Origin of the sequence: Ensifer sp. 4252 (assembly GCF_050434565.1) — a bacterium.
Classification (GTDB): Bacteria; Pseudomonadota; Alphaproteobacteria; order Rhizobiales; family Rhizobiaceae; genus Ensifer.
Genome location: NZ_JBNDIU010000025.1, coordinates 47,223 through 61,444, shown reverse-complemented (window position 1 = coordinate 61,444; position 14,222 = coordinate 47,223). Strand labels below are relative to the sequence as shown.

At 60.5% G+C, this 14,222-nt stretch carries 11 protein-coding genes; 6 read left to right on the top strand and 5 right to left on the bottom strand.

Features of this window, described 5'->3' with window-relative positions; genetic code table 11:
- Positions 1 to 37: 37 nt before the first annotated feature.
- The gene (locus tag ABIE33_RS30450; protein WP_429131992.1) at positions 38 to 1,306 is read right to left on the bottom strand and encodes an ABC transporter substrate-binding protein; all 1,269 of its coding nucleotides are present in this window, start codon (positions 1,304 to 1,306) and stop codon (positions 38 to 40) included.
- Between the two features lie 125 nt (positions 1,307 to 1,431).
- On the bottom strand, positions 1,432 to 2,487 hold the full coding sequence (locus tag ABIE33_RS30445; RefSeq protein WP_429131989.1) for a LacI family DNA-binding transcriptional regulator: 1,056 nt from the start codon (positions 2,485 to 2,487) through the stop codon (positions 1,432 to 1,434).
- Positions 2,488 to 2,898: 411 nt separating this feature from the next.
- Between ABIE33_RS30445 and ABIE33_RS30440 the strand changes: the two genes are divergently transcribed.
- The 6 genes from ABIE33_RS30440 to ABIE33_RS30415 all read left to right on the top strand — a co-directional run bounded on the left by ABIE33_RS30440 (position 2,899) and on the right by ABIE33_RS30415 (position 10,551).
- Complete coding sequence (locus ABIE33_RS30440; RefSeq protein WP_429131987.1) at positions 2,899 to 3,810, top strand: methionyl-tRNA formyltransferase; 912 nt, start codon at positions 2,899 to 2,901, stop codon at positions 3,808 to 3,810.
- 50 nt (positions 3,811 to 3,860) lie between these two features.
- Positions 3,861 to 4,832, top strand: a complete 972-nt coding sequence (locus tag ABIE33_RS30435; protein WP_429131985.1) for an ATP-grasp domain-containing protein — start codon at positions 3,861 to 3,863, stop codon at positions 4,830 to 4,832.
- Between the two features lie 5 nt (positions 4,833 to 4,837).
- A complete protein-coding gene (locus ABIE33_RS30430) occupies positions 4,838 to 5,524 on the top strand; it encodes an HAD family hydrolase (RefSeq protein ID WP_429131984.1) in 687 nt (228 codons plus the stop codon).
- Positions 5,525 to 5,930: 406 nt separating this feature from the next.
- Entirely contained in the window at positions 5,931 to 8,066 is a 2,136-nt protein-coding gene (locus ABIE33_RS30425; protein WP_429131982.1) for a polysaccharide biosynthesis protein, read from the top strand.
- 32 nt (positions 8,067 to 8,098) lie between these two features.
- Positions 8,099 to 9,298, top strand: a complete 1,200-nt coding sequence (locus ABIE33_RS30420; protein WP_429131980.1) for a glycosyltransferase — start codon at positions 8,099 to 8,101, stop codon at positions 9,296 to 9,298.
- A gap of 5 nt (positions 9,299 to 9,303) precedes the next feature.
- The gene (locus tag ABIE33_RS30415) at positions 9,304 to 10,551 is read left to right on the top strand and encodes a glycosyltransferase family 4 protein (protein ID WP_429131979.1); all 1,248 of its coding nucleotides are present in this window, start codon (positions 9,304 to 9,306) and stop codon (positions 10,549 to 10,551) included.
- Here the strand turns inward: ABIE33_RS30415 and cysQ are convergent.
- From cysQ to cysD, 3 genes are read right to left on the bottom strand one after another with little or no spacing between them, the layout of a single operon-like run.
- On the bottom strand, positions 10,506 to 11,309 hold the full coding sequence (cysQ, locus tag ABIE33_RS30410; RefSeq protein WP_429131977.1) for a 3'(2'),5'-bisphosphate nucleotidase CysQ: 804 nt from the start codon (positions 11,307 to 11,309) through the stop codon (positions 10,506 to 10,508). The two genes, ABIE33_RS30415 and cysQ, sit on opposite strands and share 46 nt — an antisense overlap.
- On the bottom strand, positions 11,306 to 13,201 hold the full coding sequence (cysN, locus tag ABIE33_RS30405) for a sulfate adenylyltransferase subunit CysN (RefSeq protein ID WP_429131976.1): 1,896 nt from the start codon (positions 13,199 to 13,201) through the stop codon (positions 11,306 to 11,308). Before cysN ends, cysQ begins: the two co-directional genes overlap by 4 nt.
- A complete protein-coding gene (gene cysD, locus ABIE33_RS30400) occupies positions 13,201 to 14,100 on the bottom strand; it encodes a sulfate adenylyltransferase subunit CysD (RefSeq protein ID WP_429131974.1) in 900 nt (299 codons plus the stop codon). Before cysD ends, cysN begins: the two co-directional genes overlap by 1 nt.
- Positions 14,101 to 14,222: the final 122 nt, after the last annotated feature.

Genomic DNA, 14,222 nt, shown 5'->3' with positions numbered 1-14,222 from the left:
CGAAAAGGGCAGGCGGACGCCGCCTGCCTTTGGACCACTACTGGATCTGACCCTGTGCCTGGCTGTTGACCGCCTTCAGCACTTCATCGATGGGGGCACCCTCGCCAAGCGACGGCAGATGTGCCGTCACCGCCGTGTCCACCTCGTTGGTGAAGACGCCGTAGTTGACCGCCGGAACCTTCGCCAGCCAGTCGGAGAAGTTCTGCCAGACCTTCTCACCGCCAAAGAAGGCGTCGGCTTCAGAATAGGCCGGCCCGTTGCGTGCCGCGAGCAGCGAGCCGACGGCGCCGCGCTCCGTCAGGATCTTCTGATAGAAATCTACGTCCTTGGCGTAGACTTCGTTGAGAAAATCGATGGCTTCGTCTTTCTCGGCCGAGCCTGCGGTAACGTACCAGCTGGAACCGCCAAGGTTGGACGCATGCGAGGCGCCCTCGACGCCAAGCTTCGGAATGGGTGCCACGCCCCACTTGCCTGACTGATCGGCCTGGGCCTTGACCGTACCGGTGATCCACACGCCCGTCGTCACGGTGGCGACATCACCGGAGGTAAAGGTCGCGACCCACTCCGTCCAGCCCGCAGCCGGCTTGTGGATATTGGCCTGCAGGATCTTCTGCTCGGTTTCGAGTGCCGCCTTCAGGGCGGCGTTGTTCTCGATCGACAAGTTGCCGTCTTTATCGAAATACCAGCCGCCGGCAGACTGCATCAGGATGCGTATGAAGCCCGCGTCATTGACGTCGAGGCCGAGCATCTTCTTGCCGGTCTTGGCTTCGACCTGCTTGCCGATCTCGATGAAACGGTCCCAGGTCAGGTCCTGCATGTCGTCCGGCTTGAAGCCTGCCTGCTCCAGATAGTCCTTGCGGTAGTAGAGACCGGTGACGCCGGAATCGAACGGCATGCCGTAGACGGCGCCGTCCATCGTCATCAGTTGAACCTTGTAGGGCGCGAAGCCGGAAAAATCGATCTTGCTGGAAAGCTCGGCGAAGGCTCCGGGAAAGGACTGAAGGTACTTCTGCGCACCATAGTCTTCGATCAGCACGATATCCGGCAGGGCGTCGGTGGTGCCCGACGACAGTGCCGTCTGCAGCTTCTGCTCGACATCGGCCTTGGCGAAGTCGACGATATTGAAGGTCGTTTCGGGATGCTTCGCGCTATAGCGCGCCGCGGCTTCCTTCATGATCGCAACGTTGAAGTTGGGATCCCAACACCAGACGGTGACTTCACCGGCAAAGGCGGCGGTGGACGCAAGCAGGCTTGCGGCAGTGAGCGCGCCAGCCGCAACACGCGACAGGTTCGATTTGCGGTACATCGTTTCCTCCCTAGAAACTTGCTGAGGGCAGGCTCTCCTCTCCTGCCGTCCGCGCAAGATTTACCGAAATTCAGGCAACACGCAAGGACGATTTAGTAAATATTTACTCCGCACCTCGGGCAGCTTCACAACGACTGGGTTCCCAGGGGTTTGCGGCAACTGTCGCGCCAGACGAGTTCCGTGGCGATGCGCACCTGCTTGCCGTAGCTGCGGCCGGAAAGCCGCTCGAGCAGCAGATCGACGGCGGTCTCGCCTATATGTTCGCCATGGATACGGACCGTACTGAGCGACGGGGTCAGGAACTGGGCGACGGGGATGTCGTTGAAGGAGATGACACCAATGTCGGCGGGGATCGAAAGACCGAACTCCTGGATTGCCCGATAGGTGCCGATCGCCATGTTGTCGTTGGATGTCACGATCACATCCGGCCGGTCGGTGAGCGACAGCAACTCGCGCGCGAGACGATAGCCGGTTTCGAGCCGGAGGCTTTGACCCGACGAGCAATCGGAGAGCGCCAAAAGCTCAGGCGCGAAGGTGCCGTTCTTTTTCTGCCAGTCGATATAGGCCGCACATCGGCGCTCGGCGAAATGCTGGACAGCACCATTGAGATTTTCGTGGCTGCCGATAAAGCCGATGCGCTTGTAGCCGCTGGTTTTCAAGGCATCAAGGATCTTGCAAGTGGCGAGCCCGACGTCGGAAAACACGCTGTCGATCCGGTCGCTCCTGGGATCGAAATCGGCAAAAACGACGTGTCTGGCATACTCGTGCAGCCACGCGATCTCGTTGTCGGAGTGCTTGCCTATGACGATGACGCCCGATGCGCCTTCAAGCAAGGATGCCGCGGGCAGGGCATCGGAATGGAAGACCTTGACGATTTCGGTCCTCAAGTCGCGGCAGCGGCTCTCGATCCCAAGCCGCACGCCGACATAATAGGGATCGGCAATCTCGTCCGAGGGCTCAAGAAAGTGCACGATGACGAGCTTGATCAAAAGGCTGGGGGCAGTCTGTCCATTCGCCTTGTTGCGATTGCGGGGGGTCTCGTAGTTCAGAGCCTCGGCCGTCTCGATGATCGCCTGCCGTTTTGCGGGCGAGATCGACAAGGCGGGGTCGTAGTTGAGCACCCTCGACACCGTCGCCGACGACACGCCAACGCTCTTGGCGATTTCCTTAATAGTGACCATGCCGTCATTTCCATTGTTTGTTATTGGGCGATCGTTGTCATTGGCGAATGTGCCATATGCAACGGCATTTCGAAATCACCTTTAGTAAATTTTTACTGCGCAATCTCAGCAGGCACCAATAGCCAAAATGGCGGAAGCGCCACAGGGGGCTGTATAGACGGGCCGCCCGACGCGCTCAACCGCGCGAAAACACCCAGCGGCGACACCGCCGGCTTGGCTATTCTTGCTTGACCCCGGCGTGCCGCGACATGAAAAGAACAGAGAACGCGATGGCCACGAAAAGGGGGAACGCGAATGTATCGTGCCCAACAAATCCGCTGGCCTCAATTTTAGTATGATGTAATTTTAATCCGGCCATCCACAGGCTGCATCCCAAGCTTACCTTTCTCCCGCGGTACGGAGTTATGATCGATGCGCGTCGCATTCGTCGGGACAGTCGAGGGTTCGAGGATCGCTCTTGAAGCGCTCGTGTCAGCGGGGCGCGCGCCCGGCCTGCTGCTCACCCTTCCGGTTGCAAAAGCAGGTCGACATTCGGATCATGCCGACCTTTTGCCGCTTGCGCGAAGGGCAGGGATCCAGGTTGTCGAAACCACTGACGTAAACGACGAGGCCACGCTCACAAGCCTGCGACAGTTCGCACCCGATCTCGTTCTGGTCATCGGATGGTCGCAGATCTGCGGCGCTCGGTTTCGAAGCGTCGCTGCACGCGGCTGCCTGGGTTTCCACCCGGCGGCCTTGCCAAGGCTGCGGGGGCGGGGCGTGATCCCGTGGACGATACTCTGCAACGAAAAGGTCACGGGATCGACCCTCTTCTGGCTCGACGATGGCGTGGATTCGGGGGCCATCCTGCTGCAGCGATTGTTCGATGTCGCCGCGGACGAGACCGCGCGGTCCCTCTACGACAAACATACGCGCAACCTGTCGGAGATGGTCGTCGAGGCGGCCGACATCCTGGAGAAAGGGTCGGCGAAAGGCATCGAGCAAGACGAGCGCGACGCCAGCTATTGCGCGCGCCGAAGACCCGAGGATGGGTTGATCGATTGGCGCAGCCCTGCCGTGGAGATCGAGCGCCTCATTCGCGCCGTCGGGGACCCCTATCCCGGGGCATTCACATTTTTCGGCGATCGTAAGATCGTTGTCACCCGCGCGACCGTGCAACCGAACACGGGCAGATATATCGGCCTGACGGGCCAGGTACAGGTCCACACGAAGGCCGGTTTCCTCGTTTTGTGTGGAGACGGCAATTGCCTAGAGGTCATCGACCGGCAAGGGGATAGGCCTGCAGTGCATGGCAAGCTGGTGGACGGCCGCCCTCGGCCTTGAGCCAAGAGGGTTGAAGAAGGGACGACAGGCGCCAACGGAGGGCTTTGGCGATGAGCAGACGGGAGTTGTGCGTTCTCTTTTCTTCCGCCGGCCGGCGGGTTGAACTCATCGAATGCTTTCGCGCCGCGGCCGAGCGGCTTGATGTGACGCTCCGGGTGATTGCGTGTGACCGGCGGCCCGACCTCAGTGCCGCCTGTTATACGGCCGATCGGGCATTCGCCGTGCCCGGTTGCGACGACGAAGCTTTCATCGATGCCGTCGCCGACATCTGCCGCGCCGAAAACGTCGATCTCGTGGTGCCGACAATCGACCCCGAATTGTTGCCGTTTTCCCTTAACGTCGAGCGCTTCGCTAAGGCAGGGACACGGATCCATGTGAGCCCTCCATTGGTGATCGAAATCGCCAGGGACAAGCTGCGCACGATGCAAACGTTCCATGGGGCGGGCCTCGCCGTCCCTCGCACGGATACGCTGGAGAATGCCCGCAAGGCGATCCCCGACTGGAGATGGCCGGTCTTCGTCAAACCGCGCTCCGGCAGCGCCAGTCGCTCCATCAGTGTGATTCACGACCCAAGCGTTCTTCCTAATGACTGCGCCGAACCGATGATCGTCCAGGAATACCTCTCCGGCCCCGAATACACGATCAACATGTTCGTCGATTGTGATGGCGTGGCCCGCTCATGCATCGCGCACGAACGGCTTTCGGTGCGGGCGGGCGAAGTCGAGAAGGGGCGAACCGTGCGCCTGCCGGAGCTTCCCGCGCTCGCTCGGGGGATGACTGAGGCACTGCCCGGCGCGCGGGGCGCCCTCTGCTTCCAGGCAATAGCCGATGCAACCCGCGGCTTGCAGACAATCGAACTCAACGCGCGGTTCGGAGGCGGTTATCCGCTGGCCGATCGCGCCGGGGCCCGTTTCGCGCAGTGGCTGCTGGAGGAGGTCGCCGGCCTCCCCCGCAGCGCCAACGACGACTGGCGAGATGGCGTACTCATGTTGCGCTACGACGCGGCTCTTTTTGACGGGTGACCAAAATGCGCTCCTTTGCTCGTGGGATCATCTTTGATCTCGATGACACCCTCTATCTCGAGCGCGACTTCGTCTTCAGCGGCTTTACGGCTGTCGGAGCATGGTGGCAGCAAAGAACCGGACAGATCGACTTTGCCGCACGCTGTGCCCGCCTTTTCGCGGCGGGCGTCAGGGGCCGAGTTTTCGATCTTGCGCTTTCGGAAACGGAGGGCGAGGCCGACCCGTCTCTGGTAGAGCAACTGGTGACGATCTACCGGGAGCATCAGCCCTCAATCTCGCTCGCCCCCGATGCACTGCGTTTCTTGTCCAACCGTCGGGACGACGACTTCATCGGCATCATCACGGACGGACCAGTCTCGACCCAGCGCTCGAAGATCAAGGCACTTGGCCTCGAGCATAAAGCTGACCTCGTCCTGTGCACGGACGCCTGGGGCATCTCCTATCGCAAGCCGCATCCAAGAGCATTCGAAGCCGTCGAGACCTCTTCGCATCTGACGGCATCGCGACTCACCTATGTCGCCGACAATGCCATCAAGGATTTTGTCACGCCCCGAACGAGGGGCTGGCAAACCGTTCAAATCCTGCGCGACAATCGCATCCACCGATGCGATGCGCCGACGCCGATGCACCAAGCACAATCACGAATCGTTACATTTGATGAACTTGAGCTGGCGCTCAGCCGCTTTCCGTAATCCCCCCACTCGGCGCAGGCGCAAGCTTGCAGGCCTAAATACTTGATCTTGATCACGATCTCCGGTCGCAATCAAAATCGATCGATGTTGTGTATTATCTTTACCGCCCCAAAGGATTAATCCTTCAATGTTAGTTTACATTCGAATTTCAAAGTGGTCTCTAGAGCTCACTGCAAATAGGAAAAAGTAAAACACGCTCCGACGTTGGAACAGTCGAGAGCGTATAGCTTTTTTATGCACTGATATTGGCGGAAATCCACTAGCAGTAACGCATATACTTTCGGTTGCATTATTCGCCCGGCCCCATGGTGGCATCCGGTGAGCGGAATCATGTCGAAGGAGGGGCGTTATGTTTCGCATTCCGACCGCCGTTAAGGCGTTTTACGGTACGTGGGCATTTCGTGTAATGAATCATCGAACCATCGCAGATCGTCAAACGTTTCCGGCAACGGTCCAGGACGCCGCGATCACACTTGCGCAGATCGGCGTCAGGAAACTCAAGTCGGCGGCCCGTGGCGCACGAAAGAACGCTGTTCTCTATGCGGTGGATCTAGCATCGGCAGCGGTCGCGCTTCTCGTCGCCCTGTTTCTGCGGTACGGGCCTGGGGGCCTGAGCGATCGCCCCGATACGATGCAGATACTGGCCTGGTCCTCTGCTCAGTATTTGGCGGTCTGCGCGGTCATGTTCCCGCTCTCGGGTCTCTACAGCCGAAACTGGAAATACGGGTCAATCAGCGACCTTGTGATTATCATCCGCGCGGTGGTCCTGACCTCGCTCGTGCTCATCGCCCTTTTGTTCTTCTCCACACGTCTCACCGACATGCCGCGAACGGTCGTGCCGCTGCAATCGCTGCTCTTGATTTCCTTCCTTGCGACCTCCCGGTTGAGCTTCCGCGCAGACGAATTCCTGCCCGCCAAGAACAAGCGATCGGAAAAGGCCGACCCCGATGGCCATCGCCATCGCGTTCCGTTGCTTCTGGTTGGAGCCAGCAACGCCGCGGATCTCTATCTACGCGCCTTGTTTCGCGACCCGGCGGCGCCCTATGTTCCGGTCGCCTGCCTCGACACGAGTGAATCTCAGGTTGGCCTGATGCTGCATGGGGTGCCGATCGCCGGCAGGCTCCAGGATCTGGAACAGGTCGTCGCCGATCTCAGGGCTGTGGGCAAGCAGCCCTGCCATATCGTTTTCACCGAACCCCTGTCCTCCTTCGACGAGGCGGCTTCGGGCGAAGTGCTGCAGGCGGCCGAACGCCTTGGCATCGCAGTCTCGCGGCTGCAGAGCGCCACGGAGTTCAAGCAGACCAGCACCGAGAACCCATACGAACTCCGATCGATCGAAATGACCGATCTGCTCGAACGGCCGCAGGCCGCGCTCGACAAGGACGCCATCAAGCGCTTGATCGCCGGCCGGCGGGTTCTCGTCACCGGTGCCGGAGGGTCAATCGGCAGCGAGCTCACCCGCCAGATCGCCGCCTGCGGGCCGGCCGAAATCGTCCTGGTCGACAATACGGAATTCAATCTCTATTCGATCGACCTCTGCCTGAAGGAAGAGTTTCCGGAAGTCCGTCATTCGAACTGCCTTTGCAGCGTTCGGCGCAGCCAACGGGTCAATGAAATCTTCGAAGCTCACTTGCCGGAACTGGTCTTCCACGCTGCCGCGCTGAAACATGTGCCCATGGTGCAGATCAATCCCTGCGAAGGCGTTCTGACCAATGTCATCGGCACCATGAACGTCGCAAACGCAGCCAAGCGGTTCGGTGCGCTCGCCATGGTACAGGTCTCCACCGATAAGGTGGTGAACTCCTCCAGCATAATGGGCATGACGAAACGGCTTGCCGAGCTGTATTGTCAGGCGCTCGATCTCGACGGCGTCACAAGCGGGCAGGGACCCCGCTTCATGACCGTTCGCTTCGGCAACGTGCTTGGATCAAGCGGGTCTCTTATCCCGCTCTTCAAGCATCAGCTAGCCAAGGGCGGTCCGCTGACGGTAACCGACCCGAGGATGACACGCTTCTTCATGACGATCCGAGAGGCCGTCGAGCTGACGCTTCAGGCATCGGCTTACGGTTTCCAGAAGCAGATTGGCCAGGGCGAAATCTTCGTGCTCGACATGGGCGAGCCTGTGAAGATCATAGACATCGCTCGACGCATGATCCGCCTGGCCGGCTTCGTGCCGGACAAGGATATCATGATCGAGATCGTCGGATCCAGGCCGGGCGAAAAGCTGTTCGAGGAACTCTTCGATCCAACCGACAAGCGCATCCCGTCGGCCATCCCCGGCGTGCTTGGAGCGGTGCCTGAAGCCGTGCCCTCTTCAGTGCTGAAGAGTGCATTCAACCGTATGCAGCGCGATGCCGAACGATGTGACGAGGGCTCGGTCCTGGCAGCGATCGCGCAATTGCTACCGAATGCGGAAATCCCTCAAGACATGATTTCGGCGGCCAGAGCGGCTCGCCGGTCGACCGGACGCAGTCCTGGCGTTATCGCGTTCGGCAAACAGACGGCGGTGCGGCCGCAAACCACCAGCAGGCCGCGGCAGTAGGTATTGGCGTACGCGCAAGGAAGGAGCCGAGCATGGCAGGGATCCCCGTACTTCATTGCATCACGGGGCTGAATGTCGGCGGTGCGGAATACATGCTCGCGCGCTTTGGCGCAAAGCTCGCTCAAACGCACTACGACCCTTCCGTGCTGTCGCTGATGACACCCGGCCCGATCGCGCGTGATTTGCGAGCCGCCAACATCAATGTCGCGACACTACAAATGCACCAGTCGCGACCCGGCCCGCGTGCCTTGGCCAGATTGCGTGCGATCATGAGATCATCTCAACCCCGCCTGCTTCACGGATGGATGTATCACGGCAATGTCGCCGCCTCGATCGGATCGCTGCTCGGCGAGCGACAGCCCATCATCTGGAGCATTCACCACTCCATCGCCAACCTCGCCTCGGAGAAACTGCTGACACGCGCCGTGATCCGCCTCAGCGCATCCCTTTCCCATGGGACAAGCGCCATTTCCTACTGTTCACGGGTGTCGGCCGACCAGCACGAAGCGCTGGGATTTGATCCAGATAAACGGCGCATTATTCCAAACGGTGTCGATTGCGATCAGTTTCGCCCACGCTCCGACGCCCGACGGTACCTCTGCGACGCGCTCTCCGTGCCCACTGAACGAATTTTGGTGGGCAACGTCGCGCGCGCGCATCCGATGAAGGACCATGGCAGCTTCGTGCGTGCGATCGCAAGGCTTCGCAGCATGGGGCTCGATGCCCATGGGATCCTTATCGGCGACGGCCACGAACGCGGGGTCGTCCATCGCCTGGCGGCCGAACTCGACATAACGCCGATGATCACCGTTTCAAATGCGCGTGCGGACATTGACCGGTTGATGCCCGGGCTGGATCTGTTCATGCTGTCGTCGGCATGGGGGGAAGCATTTCCACTGGTCGTCGCTGAAGCAATGGCCAGCGGCGTGCCGGCGATCGCCACCGATGTCGGAGATTGCGCATGGCTGCTGGGGGACCGGCAGATGGTCGTCGGACCGGAAAACGCAGACACCCTTGCAAAACTTGCCGCATCGATCCTCTGCCTGTCGCAAGACGCCCGGCGACAACTGGGCGAGCGAGCGCGAAGGCGCGTCGTCGACCGGTTCTCGCTGAGATCCTATGTCGACAGCCACCTCGCGCTCTACGACGAGATCCTCGACCAGCAAGCCACCAGGGCGGCACGGCAAATGGGGTGGCAGGCCCCGGTCAGTACAGCCCGCCGTATGCGGTAGTGGCCATGGAAGCATCCAAAACCTTTTCCGGCAAAGCAGAAGCGCCCTGCGCCAGGATAGTCCTGATAGCGAGCTTGACCTCGTCGCTCACGAACTTTCGCCGCGAGTTGATCAAGGACCTCCTGAAGGCAGGATTTGATGTCGTGGCCATGGCCCCCGACCACGATCCGGTCGTGGAAGAAGAATTGGACGCACTTGGTGTGCGTTTCATCCGGATACCCATGTCGAGGGCCGGGCTGAACCCCTTTGCCGACCTGATGACGCTCGCCGCACTGGTCCGGAACTTCCTGAAGGTGCGCCCGACGGCTATCCTGCCCTATACGATGAAACCGATCATCTACGGCGGTATTGCCGCACGGCTCTGCGCGGTGCCCCACAGATTCTTTCTCGTCACTGGGCTCGGCCACATGTTCGCCGTCGAACCTGACGAAAGCGTCTTTCGCCGATCGCTGCGCTCGATGTGCGTCGGGCTCTACCGATGCGCGATGAAGAAGGCACGGGCCGTCTTCGTATATAACGAAGCGGATCTTGCCGACATCAGGGAGTGTCGGCTGGTTGACGACCTTTCGATCGTCTCGACGGTCCCGGGATCGGGCGTCGACCTTGATCACTACCGCGCATCGACGCCACAGCTGAAGCCAACCGTTTTTCTCCTGATCGCCCGGCTCCTGCGCGACAAGGGTATCCCGGAATATGTCGCTGCGGCGCGGACAATCCGCGCGCGCCATCCCGACGCTATCTTCCAACTGCTGGGGCACTATGACCCCAATCCGACGGCGATCAGCGAACGAGAAGTCGCTGGATGGGTGCAGGAAGGCGTGGTGCAGTATCTTGGAACCACCCGCGATGTGCGTCCGTACCTCGCGGCCTGCAGCGTGTTCGTGCTGCCGTCTTACTACCGCGAAGGCATTCCCAGAAGCATTCTGGAGGCCATGGCGACCGGACGCGCCGTCATCACGACGGATCTCCCCGGATGCAGGCAAACGGTGGACCCTGGTGTCAACGGGCTTTTGATCGAGCCTCGCAGCGTCTCGTCGCTTGCCGAAGCGATGGAAGGCTTCATCGAGAAGCGTTCGACGATTACCGCCATGGGGCGCGCTTCGCGCCGGATCGCGGAAGAACGGTTCGACGTCAGGCTGGTAAACCGCCAGCTTCTTGCGCGAATGCAGATCGACGGCAAAGCGACGACCGCATGCGTCGATACCGCTCAGCACCAACCTTCGGGCGGCGCAGCGGCCCAGGCGACGAAGTGAGGGTTGGCGAAATCGCAATCGCTCGCCTGCCGGCATTTGCCATATCTCAGGACCGAGCCGTCCAGGCGCCGCACCGTTCCGCCGGCGGCAGACAATACGGCATCGCCGGCGGCAGTATCCCACTCCATCGTCCGGCCAAAACGCGGATAGACATCCGCCTGTCCCTCGGCCAGCAGACAGAATTTTAGGGATGAACCGACCGAGGTGCACTGCTGGACACGATGCCGGGCGAGGAACCTCTCGGTTTCCGCGCAGGAATGGCTACGGCTGGCCACCGCGATGATAGTGGTTTCACGAGCGCGCGCGCGAATCTCGCGTCGATCGCATACGCGGCCGAAGCGATCGATCTCCAGGCGCTGCGCGATGCCGCCGGCGGCGACATAGGCTCGTCGCAAGGCGGGGGCATACACGATCCCCGCAATCGGCTTGCCGTCCTCGATAAGGGCAATATTCACCGTGAAATCATCACGGCGAGCAATGAACTCCTTGGTGCCATCGAGCGGGTCGACCAGGTAGAAGGAGCCGTCCTCAACGGCCGGAGCACAGCCCGCAGCCGCCGCCTCCTCCCCGACGATGGGGGTACCGGGCGAAACCTTGGCGAGACGTTCGAAGATCACCGCCTCCGCCCTCAGGTCGGCTTCGGTGACGGGCGAGCCATCCACCTTCACAACGGCGCTTGCGCCCGCGTGGTAGACATCGAGAACGGCGATGCCCGCAGCAAGCGCCGTTTCCTCGAAAAGCTCAGACAACGCGCTCATTGCAACTGTCGCCGTGTGAGAAAATCTTCGATCTGGAGAGCGAGGTCCGTTGGTTCGCTGTCGATGGTCGAAAGGCGCAGCTCCGGATGCTCCGGTTCTTCATAGGGTGACGAGATGCCGGTGAAATTGGCGATCTTGCCGGCGCGGGCCTTTTCATAAAGCCCCTTGGGATCGCGGCGAGCACATTCCAGGATCGGCGTATCCACGAAAATCTCGATGAATTCACCTTCGGCCATCAGTTCGCGTGCCATGCGCCGCTCGTCGCGGAACGGCGAGATGAAGGAAACCAGAACGATCAGGCCGGCATCCGCCATCAATTTTGCCACCTCGGCCACGCGCCGGATGTTTTCCACCCGATCCTCGTCGGTAAAGCCCAAATCCCTGTTCAGGCCGTGCCTGACATTGTCGCCGTCGAGAAGATAGGTATGCCTGCCATGGGCATTGAGGATCCGTTCGAGCGCGTTGGCGATCGTCGATTTGCCAGAGCCGGAAAGCCCCGTGAACCACAGAACGGCAGGTGTCTGCTGTTTCTGCGCACTTCGCGCCTGCTTGTTGACGTCCATGGCGTGCCAGTGGACGTTGGCCGCGCGCCTCAGTGGGAAATCGATCATGCCGGCGCCAACGGTGTCGTTGGTCAGGCGGTCGACGATGACGAAATTGCCGGTGGTTTTGTTGTCCTTGTAGGCGTCGAAGGCGATCGGAGCCTGCGTCGAAATATTGCAGACGCCGATCTCGTTCATCGTCAGCGACTTGGCTGCCTCCCGGGCAAAGCTGTTGACGTTCACGCGGTGCTTGAGCTTGGTGATCGTCGCGTTGACGCTGTCGGTTTCGGTCCTCAGGATATAGCTGCGGCCCGGAAGCAAAGGGTTGGCGTCGAACCAGATAACGTGAGCTTGCAACTGGTCGGCGACGAAAGGCCGAGCTGATGGCGACGTCAGCATATTGCCGCGGGAGGCATCGACCTCATCTCTAAGAACCAGGGTAACGGCCTGGCCGGCCTCGGCGCTTGCGACTTCTCCGTCATAGGTCACGATGGACTTGATCGCCGTCTTCTGTCCAGACTTGGCGACCGTAACCGGATCACCGACGGCTATCCGGCCGGACGCAATCTCGCCGGCATAGCCGCGAAACCCGGCATTGGGCCGATTGACCCATTGTATTGGAAAGCGGAACGGGCGCTCGGCGACCTCTTTGCCGACATCGACGGTTTCGAGATATTCGAGCAGGCTCGGCCCTTGGTACCATGGCGTGTGCATTGACCGGGAGGTGACGTTGTCGCCATAACGCGCCGATACGGGAATGGCCTGCACGGTTTCAAAACCGAGTGTCAGCACGAATTTTCGGTAATGGGTCTGCAGCGCTTCGAAAACACTGGAACGATAGCCGACCAGATCGATCTTGTTCACGGCGACGACCACGTGGCGAATGCCAAGAAGCGAGGCGAGGTAGGTGTGGCGGCACGTCTGCGGCAGCATGCCGTGCTGGCTGTCGACCAGAATGATCGCCAGGTCGGCCGTCGATGCGCCGGTCACCATGTTGCGGGTATATTCCTCGTGGCCGGGAGTGTCGGCAACGACGAACTTGCGCTTGGCGGTCGAGAAGTAACGATAGGCGACATCTATCGTGATGCCCTGCTCGCGTTCCGCCTCAAGCCCGTCCAGCAGCAGCGAGTAATCGAGATGATCGACCTTTCCCTGCCCCGCGCTCTCCCGCCCCAGGTCGGCGACCTGGTCGTCGAAGATCAGGCCGCCGTCATAGAGCAGCCTGCCGATCAAGGTGGATTTTCCGTCGTCGACCGATCCGCAGGTGATGAAGCGAAGGAGCGACTTGCTGCCTTCGACATCAAGGAGCCCCGCCGCTTCAGGTGAAAACACCGAAGGTTGACCGTGCATCAGAAGTATCCTTCCCGCTTCTTCCTTTCCATGCCGGACGCTTCGTCGCGATCGACAAGCCGGTTGCGCCGCTCGGAGGAGCGGCTGAAGACCATCTCCTCGATGATCTCGGGAACGGTCGTCGCCGTGGACAGGATGGCACCGGTGAGCGGGTAGCACCCCAGGGTGCGGAAACGCACTTCGCGCCGACGGACGATCTCTTCCGGCTGCAGCGGCATGCGGTCATCGTCGACCATGATCAGCATGCCGTCCCGTTCGACAACAGGGCGTTCGGCGGCGAAATAAAGCGGGACCACCGCGATGCTTTCCTGCAGGACATATTGCCAGACATCCAGTTCGGTCCAGTTCGAAAGTGGGAAGACCCGCATGGTTTCTCCGGGCGTCAGCCTGGTATTGAAGGTCTTCCACATCTCCGGTCTCTGTCGCTTGGGATCCCAGGCCTGTCCGGCGGTGCGCAGGGAAAAGATCCGTTCCTTCGCCCTCGATTTTTCCTCATCGCGCCGTGCACCCGCAATCGCCACGTCGAAGCGATGCTTTTCGAGCGCCTGACGCAATGCCACCGTCTTCATGAGGTGGGTGTGGACATTGGAGCCGTGCTCGAACGGGTTGATCCCTTGCGCGACGCCGTCTTCGTTGATGTGAACGATCAGCCTCAGACCGTTGTTTCTCGCGACTTCGTCCCTGAACGCGATCATCTCCTTGAACTTCCAGGTCGTGTCGACGTGAAGCAACGGAAACGGTGGCTTTGCAGGATAGAAAGCCTTCATCGCCAGACGAAGCAGCACGCTTGAATCCTTGCCGACGGAATAAAGCAGCACTGGGTTGGCGGATGTTGCCGCGACCTCCCTCATGGTGTGGATGGCTTCGGCCTCAAGGCGGGCAAGATGCGAAAGAGCCATGCGACAACCCCTTTGTGTCGCGTTGCGAAATCGATCGGCGTAAATCAATCGTCATCGAGGGAAGCGGCAAAGCGGCATCCCGAAACAGGTTTCGTAATGGATGTTCGAATTTAAGGTCCGTG